At 45.7% G+C, this 15,428-nt stretch carries 14 protein-coding genes and 1 tRNA gene; 1 reads left to right on the forward strand and 14 read right to left on the reverse strand.

The annotated features are described in order from the left end of the window. Nucleotides 1-11: 11 nt before the first annotated feature. From ACKTR5_RS08950 to yycF, 11 genes are all read right to left on the reverse strand, one after another. On the reverse strand, nt 12-1,964 hold the full coding sequence (locus tag ACKTR5_RS08950; RefSeq protein ID WP_407880917.1) for a glycosyltransferase family protein: 1,953 nt from the start codon (nt 1,962-1,964) through the stop codon (nt 12-14). Nucleotides 1,965-1,967: 3 nt separating this feature from the next. Further along, nucleotides 1,968-2,894, reverse strand: coding sequence for a glycosyltransferase family 2 protein (locus tag ACKTR5_RS08955; RefSeq protein ID WP_407880918.1), 927 nt, complete (start codon nt 2,892-2,894; stop codon nt 1,968-1,970). Then, nucleotides 2,891-3,544 carry a phosphatase PAP2 family protein gene (locus ACKTR5_RS08960; protein ID WP_407880919.1) on the reverse strand — a complete coding sequence of 218 codons (654 nt, stop codon included), beginning with the start codon at nt 3,542-3,544 and terminating at the stop codon, nt 2,891-2,893. The genes ACKTR5_RS08955 and ACKTR5_RS08960 overlap by 4 nt, the downstream gene beginning before the upstream one ends. Further along, complete coding sequence (locus ACKTR5_RS08965) at nt 3,534-4,190, reverse strand: VTT domain-containing protein (protein ID WP_407880921.1); 657 nt, start codon at nt 4,188-4,190, stop codon at nt 3,534-3,536. The genes ACKTR5_RS08960 and ACKTR5_RS08965 overlap by 11 nt, the downstream gene beginning before the upstream one ends. A 254-nt stretch (nt 4,191-4,444) precedes the next feature. Next, a complete protein-coding gene (locus ACKTR5_RS08970; protein ID WP_407880922.1) occupies nt 4,445-5,833 on the reverse strand; it encodes a HAMP domain-containing sensor histidine kinase in 1,389 nt (462 codons plus the stop codon). Nucleotides 5,834-5,837: 4 nt separating this feature from the next. Continuing rightward, nucleotides 5,838-6,539, reverse strand: a complete 702-nt coding sequence (locus ACKTR5_RS08975) for a response regulator transcription factor (protein ID WP_407880923.1) — start codon at nt 6,537-6,539, stop codon at nt 5,838-5,840. A gap of 366 nt (nt 6,540-6,905) precedes the next feature. Next, nucleotides 6,906-7,694: an MBL fold metallo-hydrolase gene (locus tag ACKTR5_RS08980; RefSeq protein WP_407880935.1), complete on the reverse strand. Its 789-nt coding sequence runs from the start codon at nt 7,692-7,694 to the stop codon at nt 6,906-6,908. Between the two features lie 146 nt (nt 7,695-7,840). Then, entirely contained in the window at nt 7,841-8,749 is a 909-nt protein-coding gene (locus tag ACKTR5_RS08985; RefSeq protein WP_407880924.1) for a two-component system regulatory protein YycI, read from the reverse strand. Between the two features lie 17 nt (nt 8,750-8,766). Beyond that, nucleotides 8,767-10,089, reverse strand: coding sequence for a YycH family regulatory protein (locus ACKTR5_RS08990; protein ID WP_407880925.1), 1,323 nt, complete (start codon nt 10,087-10,089; stop codon nt 8,767-8,769). Next, complete coding sequence (gene walK, locus ACKTR5_RS08995) at nt 10,079-11,935, reverse strand: cell wall metabolism sensor histidine kinase WalK (protein WP_407880926.1); 1,857 nt, start codon at nt 11,933-11,935, stop codon at nt 10,079-10,081. The genes ACKTR5_RS08990 and walK overlap by 11 nt, the downstream gene beginning before the upstream one ends. Nucleotides 11,936-11,959: 24 nt before the next feature. Continuing rightward, nucleotides 11,960-12,670, reverse strand: coding sequence for a response regulator YycF (gene yycF / locus ACKTR5_RS09000; RefSeq protein WP_407880928.1), 711 nt, complete (start codon nt 12,668-12,670; stop codon nt 11,960-11,962). A 317-nt stretch (nt 12,671-12,987) separates the two neighbouring features. Here yycF and ACKTR5_RS09005 point away from each other — a divergent pair. Continuing rightward, nucleotides 12,988-13,060, forward strand: a tRNA-Lys gene (locus tag ACKTR5_RS09005). Nucleotides 13,061-13,735: 675 nt separating this feature from the next. Here ACKTR5_RS09005 and ACKTR5_RS09010 read toward each other — a convergent pair. From ACKTR5_RS09010 to ACKTR5_RS09020, 3 genes are all read right to left on the reverse strand, one after another. Continuing rightward, nucleotides 13,736-14,047, reverse strand: coding sequence for a hypothetical protein (locus ACKTR5_RS09010; protein WP_407880930.1), 312 nt, complete (start codon nt 14,045-14,047; stop codon nt 13,736-13,738). Nucleotides 14,048-14,060: 13 nt separating this feature from the next. Beyond that, nucleotides 14,061-14,459 carry an ArpU family phage packaging/lysis transcriptional regulator gene (locus tag ACKTR5_RS09015; protein ID WP_407880931.1) on the reverse strand — a complete coding sequence of 133 codons (399 nt, stop codon included), beginning with the start codon at nt 14,457-14,459 and terminating at the stop codon, nt 14,061-14,063. A gap of 679 nt (nt 14,460-15,138) precedes the next feature. Beyond that, nucleotides 15,139-15,428 (reverse strand): IS30 family transposase (locus ACKTR5_RS09020; RefSeq protein WP_407880933.1); only part of this gene is annotated, 290 nt, incomplete at its 5' end.

Consider the following 15,428-nt stretch of genomic DNA (forward strand, 5'->3'; position numbering starts at 1 on the left):
TTTATACGGCACTACGGTTGGGTCATCCCCGTGTAAACCAAGGACGCCGTCTTTTTTTCAGCACCATCAATCATCAACGGATGGGCTGCCAATTGATAACGGTACGTTTGCACAACATCAACCACTTGTGGCCGCCCGCTAGCATTATGCACCTTTATTTGATAATGACCCGCGGGTAACGGGCGGGATAACCGATGGACTGCGCCAGTCCCGGCGAGTTGGTAAGTTCTTTTTGTCGTTAAGTTTGTCAAACTGACGTTAACATGGCTGCCTTGATGAATCTGCACCGAGAAGTAGTTCGCCTGATGATTAAAATCAACGTTTTCCGTTATGACCGTCCCTGAACGAACACTTGTCGGTCGCGCATAATACTGCGTTGACAGCTGGCTTCGTTGGGCCGCGACGACCGTATTAACCGGTTGAGTCCGCCCAATCATCATGGACGCGGCGACGGCAGTCACACCACCAACGGTGAGGAAGAACGCCGCCGTTCCTCGAAAACGTTTAAGCGCAGCGGATGTCACCGCATTTGTTTCCGGCACCGGAACCGCTGCCAGCGTCACCCACAGCAACGGTAAAATTGCCTGGCCGTACCGGGATTCAACTTCCCACAGTAACGTGTGAAAGGCTACGTAACCTAACGCCGTCACAAGCGCAATCAGTGCCATCACCTGCTGTGTTTTTGTTAAATCAGCCTGCCACGTTAGCAAACGAATCCCCAGCATGAGCCATAAAACGATCGAGGCCGTCGCTGCACTTATCGTGGCCAAAACTTGCAGTGTTTGGGCGTGCTGTTGATACCACCGTGGTGCCGACCGAAAGCCACCGTTATACCATGTTTGCATGTCGGTCGTATTTAAGAGGATTCCCAGTTTAACCACCCATAATTTAACCAATCCACCAACACCTAATTGCTTGATTCTGGCCGATAACGTGGTTAAATTTGCCTTTTGGCGCGCGGCCTTATTGGGTTCTTGAATGGCCCGGCCGACGTCACTGCCCGAATACATTCCTTGACTGGTTGAATTGGTCCCCATAACCATCCAGTTGGTTACCGGAAATTCAAATTGTGTTTTCGGTTGATAATGGCTTAAACGATAGATTCCTTGTGTAGCCGGAACACTGAGGCCAAACCCCACAATAATCAAAATAACCGGAACAATGAACGGCTTAACCATTTTTTTCCGCCATAAAACAAGCAAGACAATGGCTAAGGCCGGAAGTAACACAATTATGTTTGGCTTTAATAAATCACCGACCAAAATGGCAAGAACAAGGCCAGCGCCCTTTATCAGTTTGCCCCGTTTAGACGTTTCCGACCAATGCCAAAGGGTTCGCATCACCACAAGTAAAACGAACATGGTTGGTAGATCCGTGTAAAACACCTGAAGGTAGTACGTATAGGCAAACGGTGTGAGTGCAAAAAACACCAAGCCGCCAAGAACGACACCATGACGCCGACTAAGTTGCCACAATGTCCGCAGTAACACGACAATAAATCCGTCTAAGCACAACAATGAAAGCACATGAATGGCCGTATTTGTGGTTAATCCAAATAAATTGGTCAGTCGCAGCCATAGTGACAAGAGGTAAGCGACCGGGACATTATTGGGATACCGCCAAAAGTAGGTAATCGTCCACGTTGTATGTCCGGCCGCCATTTGATCCGCCTGCGATAAAATTCGGTACGGATCATGGAAGACGGTATCTGGCATTGTTTTAAGCACAAAGAGCTGGCCCAAAACCATCAATGCCAGGCCAAGGCCCACCACCCATTTAAACGTCGGCATTGGCCACCGGTTGACCACTGGAGAAAACATTCGGGCGCTAATAAACACCAGCGCGACCACTAAAAAAATGGCCATGCCAACGTTATTTGCCATGTTCCCAACTGCGCCAATCAACAAACAAATAATTAAAATTATCGAAAAAAATCGTGGTAACTGCTTCTGAATTTTTATCATCACTTACTCCAGCACTGTTTGGATTGTGTAACGTGGTCGTCCTTTTACCTCGATCATAATTTTGCCAATGTATTCACCAACAATGCCGATCCCAATCATCTGGCCGCCACCTAATAACCATAACGAGGTCATCAGTGGTGACCAGCCGTGGTGGACTAGTCCCGCTAAGCCCATTACAACGGCTAATAAACACACGAATGCTCCGACAATAAGTAACAACCGGATCGGGGCAACCGTCAGACTCGTAATGCCATCCCACGCAAACGCCAGCATCTTTTTAAGCGGGTACTTTGATTCTCCTGCTAGCCGAGGCGTTCGTTTATAGTAAACCGCACCAGTCGGATAACCTAAGCGGGGAATCAGTCTGCGAATAAATAAGTTTCGCTCGGGATAGGCCAAAAGTGTTTCAACGGCACGCCGCGACATCAATCGAAAATCGGCATGATTGGGAACCAGCTCGATGCCCAACGCGCGAAGCACCTTGTAATAGCTCTGGGCAGACGTCCGTTTAAACCACCCATCCGTTTCGCGATTATTGCGAACCCCGTCCACGATGTCCATCCCGTCCATGGCCTGCTCAACCATTTCAGGGATTTTGTCTGGATCATCCTGTAGATCTGCATCGATCGTGACCATCAAGTCGGCCGTTTTAACCGCCTCTGCCAGTCCCGCCATTAACGCCTGCTGGTGCCCAAAATTCCGAGAAAAACGAAGCCCGCGCACCCGTGCATTCTGTTCATGCATTTTTGTGATGATCGACCACGTCTTGTCCGTGGAACAATCATCAACAATTAACAGATCAGCACGTTGGTTTAACGGATTGTTCGCCGCAATCCCATCCTCAATGGCCAGCAACCGCTGAACAGAAACCGTTAATACGGCCGCTTCGTTATAGGCAGGAATGATGATCGTTAGTTTTGTTGTCATCATGCGCGACTCCTTTCCGGTAAAACACGGCGAAGCACGCCCGTCAGTGGCTTTTCAAACGACGTTATCAGCAGCCAATATCCGGTTGCCAGTAATACGCTGGCGAGCACATCTGAAAAGAAGTGGTCGCGCAGGTAAACGCGGGAAAGTGCCACAAGGACGATCCACAAGATGCCAGCAAACTTAATCAGGAGCCGTGCTTCCTGCCCCTTTACCAGCGGAATAACTAACGTCAGGAGTGTCAATACAAGGATGGTCGTACAAAACGTGTGGCCACTTGGAAAACTAAACCCGGTGTCTGCAACCAGTTGGTGAACCGGACGTGGTCTGGCAATGACCTGCTTTATCATATCAGCTACCGCTGCACCCACCAACTGAACTGCCCCAAACCACAAACTAATGACCGCATTTCGTTTGATCCACAGAACTACACACAGTAAAGCCGTGAGGCCAATGACAACCGCTGGACTCCCAAGTACCGCCACCCCCTTTAAGATCATGGTGTTAAACGGCCCCACCATCTTTGCAACCATGTGGCTAACACTTCGATCCATCGACTGAAGCCAGGTCATGTGCCCTGAAACACTCACGGCCAGCCCCACAAAACAAACCAATAATAAACTGCCTAACACCTGTTTTTGTCTAACTTTCATTTTGCTCCCCCTTACGGTGCTGCAAGCCCATAATCCCCGCAGGTAGCACCGAAATCACAATAATGGCCACCATAATAAGTTCAAAGTGTGCCTTAACAAACGGAATGTTGCCAAAGAAATAGCCCGCGCCTAAGGCAACTAAGACCCACGTGAGGCCACCAAGGATATTGTAAATCACAAAATCCCGGTAGCGCATTTTACTAATCCCTGCTGTAAACGGAATGAAGGTTCGCACAATCGGAACAAACCGACCAAGAAAAATGGCGCTCCGCCCGTGCTTTTCAAAGAATGCCGCCGTTTGTTGTAAATGTTTTGGATTGATAAAACGACTTAGTTTTTCATTGTGGGTCAAGTACACCCCAAAATGCTCACCAATTTCAAAGTTGATTGAATCACCCAAAATTGCCGCAATGCCAAGGCTGATGATTAACGCCCAAATATTCAGCGAATGACTACTCATCGCCGCTAATGACCCACACAGAAACAGCAGTGAATCTCCCGGTAAAAACGGAAAGACGATAAGACCCGTTTCAATAAAGACCACAGCAAACAAGACCAGGTAAATCCAACCACCAAATTGTCCAATGAGTTGTGGTAACAATTGATTAAGGTTCGGTATTAATGTTGTCGCTAATAAAACAGTCATAAACAGGACCCCTTCTCCTTCAAGTTGTGGTGCTTTAGGTATGTTCAAAGCATAGCGAACCATTACAGTCCGTCCCACTACTAAAAGTTGAAGTAAAACTCAATTTTCTTTAGATTTCCCATGCCAAATGCTGATAAATCAGCAATAAGGCGACTAACCTTTGCGAAGCCTCATCTCAATTAAACCAAAAAAAGTACCCCTAATTGGCAAATATTACTCGCTCAATTAGGGACACTTCGTCGTTCAACCTGTTTTTACCGGTCAGTCGTCGGGTTATCGCCGGCTGACGGTTTTGGTAAATAAACGTTAACGATGGTGCCCTTGGGTTCATTATCGTGAACCTCAAGGCGACCGCCACTTAACTCAACCAGCCTGGCCACAATGGCTAAACCAAGGCCAGTTCCTGGCACCGAACCACGAACCTCATCACTACGATAAAATCGTTCAAAAATGTGTTCCTTATCCGCTGGACTAATCCCGGTTCCCTGATCATAAACCCCAATCACACGTTCACCAGCTGCATTCACTGACAGGGTCAATTCAACCTGACTGTCCTGTGGTGAATATTTAAAGGCGTTCATCACCAGGTTATCAATGATTTGCTCAAGTGCACCGGTATTCCCCATGATTGCCACTGCTGGGGTGATTTTAGCGGCTAACGGATGTGTAAACGTCCTGGTCAGTTTTTGCACGCGCTCCTGTAAGAACCCGCTTAAATCCATTCGGGTCATTTCAAGGATGGACCGATCCGCCCGCGATAGTTGTAACAGCTCGTCAATTAATTGCTGCATCTGACGTGATTCCTCAGTAATGTAGTGCACCGATTTAGGAATAATTTCCGGGTTGGTTTCACCATGTCGTTCAATTAGTTGCGCGTGACTTCGAATGGTCGCGATCGGTGTTCGTAACTCATGGGCCGCATTCATCACGAACAATTTTTGCCGCTCTTGCCGGTCTGCCAGTTGCGTTAAGAGCGCGTTAAAGTTATCCGCTAGTTCGGTCACTTCCGTCGGTCGCTTTGGCACCGGCAACTGCATTGCCCCCGGTTCTTTCGAGGCCATGATGGTTTCCGTCGTTTGTGACAAATTTAAAAGTGGGTCCGTCAGCTTCTTCGTTAACCGCCGAATATACAGCGGCGCAATGACCAACGTCAGCAAGAGCAGCGTCCCCGTGACTTGCATCACGCGGACCAACACCTCAACTTGCGCATTCATTTTTTGCCACAATGTATAATAAATGCCCCGTGCATGCGCCGTTTTTCGATATAAAAACCCGGTTCCCCGCTGATAATACAAGTGGCTCCCAAGCGGAATTTTTGTGGGTTTCGTTTGAAGAAAGCGCTCAGCATGTGGTGAAAAATAGTGTTTCACCTTCGCATCGCCACGTTTGTTATAAACGGACACATAACTCGAACTAACATCTAGCGTACTGTTCCGCCGCCAATTGACCCAATCATCATTACCATCGATCGTCGCCTTTTTAAGGCTGCTCGTGATGTGTGTGGCTGTAACACCGGCTTCTTCGAACAACTGGTGCCCAACAGCGACCACAATGAGTCCACCCATGACAATGGTGATCATGGTCACCATTGTCATTAAATTTCGCGTCATAATGGCAGAACTTGACTGCTTTTTCATTCTCATTTTTTCACCGGTCAATAACGTTTTCAGACAACATGTACCCAACACCACGCACGGTATGTAATAACTTACGTTTTGTGGCGTCAAAATCCAATTTAGTTCTTAAATTTCCAATGTACACATCAAGAATGTTCGGTTGACCATCAAAATCAACACCCCACACACCGTCTAACAGATCTTCTCGTGAGCATGGTTCATTTTGATTAACCAGCAGAACCACTAACAGTTCATATTCGCGTTGCGTTAACGGAATAATCCGGTCGGCTCGTGACACACGTTTCGTTCGCGTATCCACCTGGAGGTCATCAGCTCGATAAACCACCGCGTCACTTGCTCCGCCATTTTTATGACGAAGGGCCACCTCAACGCGTGCCAGCAGTTCTTCCATTTCAAACGGTTTCGTGACGTAATCATCCGCCCCACCGGTCAGCCCGGCCACTTTATCACCAATGTAGTCACGTGCCGTTAACATGATGATGGGCACCTGACTCTCTTTTCTGATGCGACGAAGAACACTAAAGCCATCAAGATGTGGCAACATCCAATCCAGAATGATCAAATCAATCTGATTCCCATAACGACGAAACTCATCCAGCGCTTCCAATCCATCCGTCGCGACAACGACACTCATCTTTTCAAATTCGAGTTCTGTTTTTAATGAATCGGAAAGTCCCGCTTCATCCTCAACCAACAACACCGTCGTCTTCAAGAGCTTCTCCCCTTAACGTGTTTTCCCTTATTTTAACCACAAAAAAAGTCAATTCACAGTCTTTCGGTCAACCTTGATTGCAAATTAACTTCTATCGCTTCGCATGGTGAGTTGCTCAATTTCTTCTGACATAAAGTCACTCCTTCAGGGATTAAAATAAGGGCTAAATTAATGTCACTTAGCATAATCAATCCTGCCGTGGCAAACTAGCTACGGTTATTGAAGGTTTTCTAAAAATTCTTTATTTTACGAATCAGGAAAAGCCCACACAACAAAAAAACCGCCCCTTTGGAAACATAATTTCCAAAAGAACGGTTACTGATTCAACTTTATTTTTTCATCCAAGCCTCTGTTTCACGTGAAACATTAGAGGGTCATCAACTCGGTTGCCTGATCTGGATCTGTATCCAAAATGTGGAAATCGTGTTCAACACCGAAATCTTTTTCCGCCATCATCGAAGCGACCGTTAGATGAGCCAGGCTCTTCATGTTGTTTTCTTGACTCAAGTGTCCAAGAAAAATTCGTTTTGTCCGTTGACCCAGCACTTGCATCAGCGCCGTGGCACCATCTTCATTAGATAGATGACCCGTGTCCCCAAGAATCCGTTGTTTCAGTGACCACGGGTACGCACCCATCCGCAACATTTCCATGTCATGATTACATTCAAATAAATACGCATCCGCATTTTTAATCACGCCGGCCATTCGTTCCGAAACATACCCCGTGTCTGTCAAAATCACAAAGGATTTTCCGTCATGGTGCAGCTCATAGAATTGTGGATCAACGGCATCATGTGACACAGGGAAGCTCTGTACATCCAAATCACCAAGAGACTGAATTTCACCAGCTTCAAGTTCAAACTTTTGGTCCAACGGGATGTTGCCAATTTTGCTGCCCATTGCCGCCCACGTTTTTTCGTTTGCGTACACATTGACCCCGTATTTGCGAGCCAAGACGCCAACACTCTTGGCATGGTCCGTATGTTCATGCGTCACAAATAAACTATCAACATCATGCAGATCACGACCGATTTCATGCATGAGCCCATCAATTTTTTTACCTGAGAGACCTGCGTCAACCAAGATTTTATGTTCTGGTGTCTCAATGTACGTTACGTTCCCAGCACTGCCGCTTGCTAAGACGCTGATCTGCATGCGATCCGTTGCCACCGTCGATGCCGCTACTTGCGGCTTACTTAAATCAATCACTGAGCCATCTCCACTTTTTATTCCCGAATAGAAAAACTACCACCCATCGTAACACGAAATGAGTGGTAGTTTTAGTGTCTCAACTTACATTATTAATTTCCGGTTGTCGTGACCGCTTGATTCGTTTTCGTTGTGCCCCCGGTTGAGGCAGATGATTCACTTGAAGCCCCGCTATCGGTAACCTCGGTGGTCGAGTCCGCCGATTTCATCACAGCACCAGTAAATGCGTTAACCCGTTTGATAACCACATTACCTGTGCTCTTCGATTTAAGCGCCACAAACCATGTTGGTACATAAACATTATTATTCGTCACCTTGAGCAACCGTGAGTACGCTAACTTCGACCACACGACCTTCGTGTTGTTTGCCAGCTCGTTATATTGATACAACCAAATCAACGCCTTTTGTTGGCTAATCGTCGTCGTCTTTTCACGCAGCGTCTTTGCCTGAACAACATAGCTCTGCGTGTAGCTTAGCACCTGCTCCTTCGCGCCCACCCGAAACCGCAATTGCCCAGATGGTGCCATGATCGTGCCAGATGGGAGCTTTTGAACATACACAACTTCATTCTCAGAGACTTTTGACAACTCCGGACTATAAACATATTCATCACCAGCCACGACGTTTGTCGGGTTCTTAATGAAACGATTCAACGCCACCTGGGTGGAACCCTTGGTCACCGTCAACGTTTGGTGTAAATAACTCGTCAGTTCGGTTGAATTAAACCGGACATCTTGGTAACTCAAGTTAGCAGCACCAGCACGTAACTTTTCTAGCCCTGGTTTTGTCGAGACGTAATAACCTTCAGCCTCTTTTGTCGAAGGGGAGGAAAAAGTAATGCCATCGTCCCTCATTTCATGAATGATGGTTGATGCGTCATTACCGGTGTGTTGCGCTGATTCTGTAACGGTTGAATCACTCTTCTGCCATGAAACGAACAAAAAGATGTCGATCGCCACAAACGCGACAATGAAAATCCACTGAATCTTACGAAAATCCATGGAACCGCCCCTCCCTTCTAATTTTGTTGGTTGGTCAAAACATCTTGATAGGCCTGCCACTTGCCATTCAGGTAGACGTAATACGTTGGTTGTAAATCAACGACCTGTTTGGAATCGTAATTATTTTCCCATTCATAGCCCAAAACAATGTCCTTAATTTTATCGCCGTTCACACCCACAGCAGCAAGTTGGTCCAAAACCGTCTGGGTTGCCGGTAACGTTTCCGTACTGTTTGAATCCGTTGGCAACGGGACCTGTAAGTTCGTCAGCGTAAAGTTGATCTCTTCAGTTCCAGCCCGTTTGTTCTTAACCTGAACGGCACCAAAGTCGGTTTGGTTGAAAATTGGAAACCCTTCAACGTATGACCGGTACGTCACCTGCCGACCATTATCTTCATTATTGAAGTACCGAATCGAGTCCAGGGTCAACCCAGTGCTGGTTAAACCGGAGAAACTCTTCTTCAGATTATTGCCAAGGTCCTTCGTGATGTGATTATTGGCATTGTAATCTTCAAACGTCGTGGCGCCCGTCTTATCCGTCACCGTTAACCGTTTGTACGACCCATCAAAGTAAATCGTGTGACCATTGCTTCGCCGGACGTTAACTGAACTCGCCTCACCAGCGTTTAGCAGCGTAGTCACAAAGAAACTTTCATTTTGCTGACCGACTAAGTAACTGTACTTAGCAACCTTTACGGGATCCGTATAACACGTGAGCGTGTGATCCTTGTAAACGGTCTGTGTCACCGGATAACGTTGATCCGCGTCCGCCAGCACTGTTCGTATTTGTTTTAACTGTTGGTGTGCAACAGAGATCTGGTAAATCGCCTGGTTATCGTCGTTCAACAGATACATTTCACCGGGCTTAGTCGTTGAAAACACAATGCGGGAGAACCGGGCGCTCGTTGACATCAGTACCTGCTGGTTATATGAATCGTTGAAAATTGATCGTCCGATATTATCCGCGTAGTTCAGTTGAACCATGTTTTTCTTTGCCAACAACTGCTCGTAAGTCTTCTTATCCCCCTGGCTAACCTTCCGAAAATTCGTCATTCGCCAGTTCTTGATTTCATTACGAATCGTTGTGACCAGGTTGACCTTCGGATTATAAATCGAAGTCGACTGCCCGGACTTGTTGGTGACAATCACTTGTGTTGGTAAATAGATGTCCGCGAGTGTCCGGGTCGTCACCGTCGATCGCGTGGTGCTTGTCGCAGTTGTTGTGCGTGACCGGTCATAACGTGCTGGGTTTGTCCAAATGACGAGGGAAAGGCCAACACTAATCAACACCAGTACAAACAGTGTCATCGGTAAAATCCCGTGTTTAAGTTTAGTCCACATCCCAATCATCCTCCTCGTCAAACTGCTCGAACGGTAATGAAATGTAGAACGTAGAACCCTTTCCTTCGGTACTGTCGACCCAAATCCGTCCGTTCAGCATTTGAATGACTTCCTTTGAAATGGCCAGTCCCAATCCAGTCCCACCTTGTGCCCGGGCCCGGGCTTTATCAACCCGATAGAACCGGTCAAAGATGTGACTGATGTCTTTACGTGGAATCCCTAACCCCTGGTCAGAAATACTCATGATTACTTGGTTATGCGTCTCTAACAGCCGACACGTAATTGTGCCCCCATCTGGTGAATACTTGATCGCATTATTCATGATGTTATCCACCACTTGGGTGAACCGGTCTGTATCAATTTCAACCCACAGATCTTTATCCGTAAAGTCTCGTTCAATGTGATACTGCTTTTGGGGATTGTCATCCGTTTTAAGCATCATGTCGAACCGGTCTAGAATGTAGTTGAATAACTCATTCAAGTTGACCGTTTCCATCTCTAACTTTGTCGTTCCAGAATCCATCCGACTCAAGGACAGAAGGTCATTCACCATCCGAATCATCCGTTCAGTTTCGTCCTGTGCCACATGGAGAAAGTTTGGAGCCACTGCTGGATCTTTCCAAGCACCATCTACCAATGCGTCAATGTACGAGCGAACGGAGGTCAACGGTGTCCGTAATTCATGGGACACGTTTGAAACGAATTGACGCCGATCAGCTTCTTCCTTTTGTTGTTCAGTAACATCATGCAACACACACACCAAACCAGAAATGAAGCCTGATTCACGTTGAACCAGCGAGAACGAAGCATGTAAGATCAAGTCTTGACCCTCATGGGAAAAATCAAGCGTCATTTCGTCCTGATCCTCTAACAACTCACGGAGCGTATACCGATCGCGAATGTTTAAAACATCAAGTAATGACGCATTTTCTGCCTGTTCTTCATCAACGTCCAAAAATTCACGGGCTGCTGAATTGATGATGTTGATATTCCCGCGCCGATCCGTTGAGATAACCCCATCACTCATGTGGGCCAACACAGAATCCAACCGGCGGCGTTCCGCCTCCGTTGATTCTTGAGCCTCTTCCACCCGAACAGACAGGTTATTAACGGCACTAGCAAGCTGGCCTAATTCATCGGTTCCATAGACCCGAACCTGTCCAGAGTAATCTCCCTGTGCAATTTGAACCGTTTGTCGTTTCATTTCATCAATCGGCCGCGTTATTGCCCGGGAAATAACGACCGACATAATCAGGCCCAAAACGATGGCAATTAGGGCCGCCGACAGGTAAATCAAGGTGATGCTGTTCACACTTTGATAAACGCCTTCCAATGAGGCCCGGATGTATAAGACCCCCACTAGGGAGTTCCCATTTCCACCAGAAGAACTCATTAACGGAATGATTGAAACGTAGTAGCGTGTGTTATCCCGCGTGTCGTACACATCACGCTGGTAAGAACGGTTATTATAGATGGCATTCTTGATGTTATTATCCGTGGTCTTTTGACCGACCACCGTTTGATCATTAACGTTACTCGTGCCACGCACCGTTCCCTTACTGTCGATCACCCGGATCTCAGTAATGTTCGAATTATTCACGTCAGACAAAATACTTTTAATGCGGCTATTTGCGGACGACGTATTGTTTCGAACCAGTTGATCCGACAAGGAATTTTCAATGTACGTTGGTAACTGAATCTGTTGTTTGAAGCTACTTAGGTTCTGTTGCTCCAATTGGCGGACGAAAAAAGCCCCGACGATTTCCAGCGTAATCAGTAACATCAGGGCAAACACAAGCGCTATTTTAAAATTTATCGATTGAAAAAAACGAATCTTCTTATTCACAGTCAGGATTACTCCACTTTTACACTAATCTGTTTCAGGGTTGCGTAAGTAGTACCCAACCCCACGACGAGTGACTAACCATGTCGGATGACTTGGTGTATCCTCCACTTTTTCACGTAATCGCCGCATGGTTACATCGACCGTCCGGACATCACCAAAGTAATCGTAGCCCCAGACCGTTTGCAATAAATGTTCCCGGGTCATGACTTGACCAATGTGCTGGGCTAAGTAATGAAGAAGCTCAAACTCACGGTGCGTCAATTCAATGTCTTCCCCACGTTTTGAAACCATGTAGGCATCGGGATCGATTTTTAAATCGCCGACTTCAATCACATTGGATTCAGCCTCAGCATTGTTGGCATTCTTAACCACAGTATCTTGCCGACGTAAGTTTGCCTTTACCCGCGCCACTAATTCTCGATTTGAAAACGGCTTGGTAACATAGTCATCGGCCCCAAGTTCTAAGCCCAAGACCTTGTCAATTTCAGAATCCTTTGCCGTCACCATAATGATTGGCGTCGTGTGCTTTGTCCGAACCTGCCGGGCAACCTCCAATCCGTCAACTTTTGGCAACATCAAATCTAGTAAGATCAAATCAGGGTCTTCTTCGTCAACCTTAGCAATGGCTTCTTCACCATCAGCTGCGGTCACAACTTCGTACCCCTCTTTTTCTAAATTAAATTTGATGATATCAGAAATTGGCTTTTCATCATCAACCACTAAAATTTTACTCATTTAATAACTTCCTCCACCGAAGTGCGTATTTAAATACGAAAGACTAAGGCTCGTTACCGCTTCATTTAAGGGTAACCTTACATATTATAGCACAGACCACCTGTGGCTTAATCCTGATGAATCCCCGCCATTCGCCAATTGTTTCAAAAAATGCGTGCAAAGTGATGATGGACATGCTATGATATCTAAGTTGCTTTTAGTAGTTCCATGGTTCCTACTGGCACATCCAGTTTCATCGCAAAAAAGTTCAGGCTTTTTTCAAAAAATTGTTGTCAGATAAATAACCATATGATACTATATAAAAGTTGAATTGATATGGATCGCTAGCTCAGCTGGCAGAGCAACGGACTCTTAATCCGTGGGTCCAGGGTTCGATCCCCTGGCGATCCATCAAAGACTATTAACCAGCTTTCACGAAGCGTTATAAACGCCGTGGTTGCTGGTTTTTTTTGTACTTTCTGACTTCATTTGCTTTCACTGAATTTCATCAAAATAGAGCCAAATAGGTAGCCAGGGGTAGCCAAAAGGGAAGTTAGCCGATCACGTCTAATCGTTGATATAGCAGCATTTACCGGCTTACATCAAGTAGCAAGGGGAAGCCAATTTCAAGAACCAAGCAAAAACTAATAAAATGAACCTGTGTTGGGCCTAGGCTGTGTGTCTTTAATGATGCACAGCCTTTAATTTATGCTACATCAATAATCTGTTCCTAACCTCTGTTTAATGCCTAGGGGTAGCCAAGTCTACATGTCAGAATCCTTGATACATATAAGTTTATAGGCTTCTTTTTTCAAAAGGGAAGCCAAACATACATAAGATGAGCGGATGTACCTAATAAGCGCTTCTTTAACGTCAGAGAACTGTGGATTGATCCTCTTTAGAATGAGTGGCCACTGTGTCAAGTTCTAACAAAACCCTAAACAGACCTCATTAGGACAAATAAATAGACATGCTACAATGTGACACACCTAAACCTCATTCGTTAAATCAAACATAAACGCTTCGGAGAACTCCATCAGCGCTTGTTTCTTTTTGCGGTAATATGCTGTTTCACTGTAGCCTAAGCTAACCTGCACCTGAACCGTCAGTGACTCCACCACTATTAAGATACCGGCTTGTGAGTAATGCTTGTGCTTCATCCGTACATAGCTCTAAAGCAAACTTGATTTCACCTAACTCCCGCTGTGCATCAACTTGCTTAATTAAACGATCCTCTACATGGCTACGAGTATCTTTAGCGTGAGGCATTCCATTTGGTACCACTGAGTGAATATCAGATAACCGTGCATGTGCTAAGCGGATCAATCGCGGTATTTTCTCTAATTCTGCTTTGGCTATGGCAATGGTCTTCTTTTCATAAGTTGCTGTACTCATCATTTATATTCCCCTGTTAATAGCCTCTATATGCTTGAGTAAATTGAATCAGTGCCTGTTTCTTGTAGTGACTGAACTGTGTTGCGCCGTATCCTGATGAAATCTGAACAGATATGTTGCTTGGCTCCGTAGCATCAAAGTACAAGGCCGTTAATATGGCTTTACATCTATTAGTGCATAACTCAACGGCTCGTTTAATCTGAAAGAGCTCTACTTGTGCATCCACACGTTTCACCATCCGCAATTCAACCATGTTAGTGGAACTACGCTGGTGTGGCATATCATCGCAGTTTATTGACCGTAATTCAGAATATGTATACCCCGCCTGCCGCATTAGTTTACTAACTTGCTTCAATTTATGCCGTGAGTAATTTACTGCGTCCTCGATATAGCTCTTCTCATAATGCTCAGCCATAGCCACCACCGCCTTTTATAATCTACTTCATAAGTATACATTATTTAGACTTATTGTTTACTTTTTGTTCAAACAAAAAGAGCTTCATCAGCTCTAATATTTCGGATGTTAGGTTTTGTCAGGTAGTACGTACCCCAACCACAAGCTTTTTAATTCGTGCTGTCAGAACATTACAACAACCATTAGCCGTCTCATCATCCAGTTTAAAGTGTACAGAATTAAGGTTTTTACGTTATTTTAACGGTTTATTTTTTCTTGAAAAACGAATTTATTGTGAGCGGGGGTCCACACCGTTGTGCATGTTCTTCACCTGAAAGTTCAGACCATAGGGGGCTGTGCTGCATGTTTCTCTTGATAGTATATATTATCGATCGATATTATTTACTAGTAATCAAAACAAAAAGGCTGAATCAGCCTTAAATGTCAGTTGCGCTTATTCATAACCTCACACACTTCATTCTGTCTCTGCAGACAGCGTTGTTACTGTGCTGTACGGGGATGAAATACTTTTGTGGGTCAACATACCAGAGACCGCTTAAGGTAGTCACAATCGCCTGTACTACGTAGCCAACTGGTCTCAGAATTGATTGGTGGTGCATCCCCAGTCTGCCTTGCATTAGTTGCCACTTCACCTAAAGCAAACTTCCATGATTCTTGGCATTTATTGGTGCGCGAATTGTCAAATCAAGTGCAACACCCGCTGATGGTAGACTTCATCTGGTGTTTGCCAGTTAAGACATTTTCTTGGGCGTTGATTAATTTTATTGATGATGTGCTTAATTTCTTGGGCAGAATAATTGTTTAAGTCAGCTTTTTTGGGGAAATACTCACGAATTAGACCATTGGTGTTCTCATTTGTACCACGTTCCCATGGCGCATGCGCATCAGGAAAGTAGAACTCAACTGACCGTTGGTCAGTGATCTGTGCGTGTTTAGCAAATTCCGAACCACGATCTGGCGTAATACTGC

The sequence above is a fragment of the Furfurilactobacillus entadae genome (assembly GCF_045862745.1).
In the GTDB taxonomy this organism is placed as follows: Bacteria; Bacillota; Bacilli; order Lactobacillales; family Lactobacillaceae; genus Furfurilactobacillus; species Furfurilactobacillus entadae.

What these genes read in the sequence shown, in the direction of transcription:
- ACKTR5_RS08990 (WP_407880925.1), bottom strand. Translation starts at nt 10,089, where the DNA reads ATGTGGACTAAACTTAAACACGGGATTTTACCGATGACACTGTTTGTA.
- ACKTR5_RS08960 (WP_407880919.1), bottom strand. Translation starts at nt 3,544, where the DNA reads ATGAAAGTTAGACAAAAACAGGTGTTAGGCAGTTTATTATTGGTTTGT.
- ACKTR5_RS08955 (WP_407880918.1), bottom strand. Translation starts at nt 2,894, where the DNA reads ATGATGACAACAAAACTAACGATCATCATTCCTGCCTATAACGAAGCG.
- ACKTR5_RS08985 (WP_407880924.1), bottom strand. Translation starts at nt 8,749, where the DNA reads ATGGATTTTCGTAAGATTCAGTGGATTTTCATTGTCGCGTTTGTGGCG.
- ACKTR5_RS09015 (WP_407880931.1), bottom strand. Translation starts at nt 14,459, where the DNA reads ATGGCTGAGCATTATGAGAAGAGCTATATCGAGGACGCAGTAAATTAC.
- ACKTR5_RS09010 (WP_407880930.1), bottom strand. Translation starts at nt 14,047, where the DNA reads ATGATGAGTACAGCAACTTATGAAAAGAAGACCATTGCCATAGCCAAA.
- ACKTR5_RS08980 (WP_407880935.1), bottom strand. Translation starts at nt 7,694, where the DNA reads ATGCAGATCAGCGTCTTAGCAAGCGGCAGTGCTGGGAACGTAACGTAC.
- yycF (WP_407880928.1), bottom strand. Translation starts at nt 12,670, where the DNA reads ATGAGTAAAATTTTAGTGGTTGATGATGAAAAGCCAATTTCTGATATC.
- ACKTR5_RS08965 (WP_407880921.1), bottom strand. Translation starts at nt 4,190, where the DNA reads ATGACTGTTTTATTAGCGACAACATTAATACCGAACCTTAATCAATTG.
- ACKTR5_RS08950 (WP_407880917.1), bottom strand. Translation starts at nt 1,964, where the DNA reads ATGATAAAAATTCAGAAGCAGTTACCACGATTTTTTTCGATAATTTTA.
- ACKTR5_RS08970 (WP_407880922.1), bottom strand. Translation starts at nt 5,833, where the DNA reads ATGAGAATGAAAAAGCAGTCAAGTTCTGCCATTATGACGCGAAATTTA.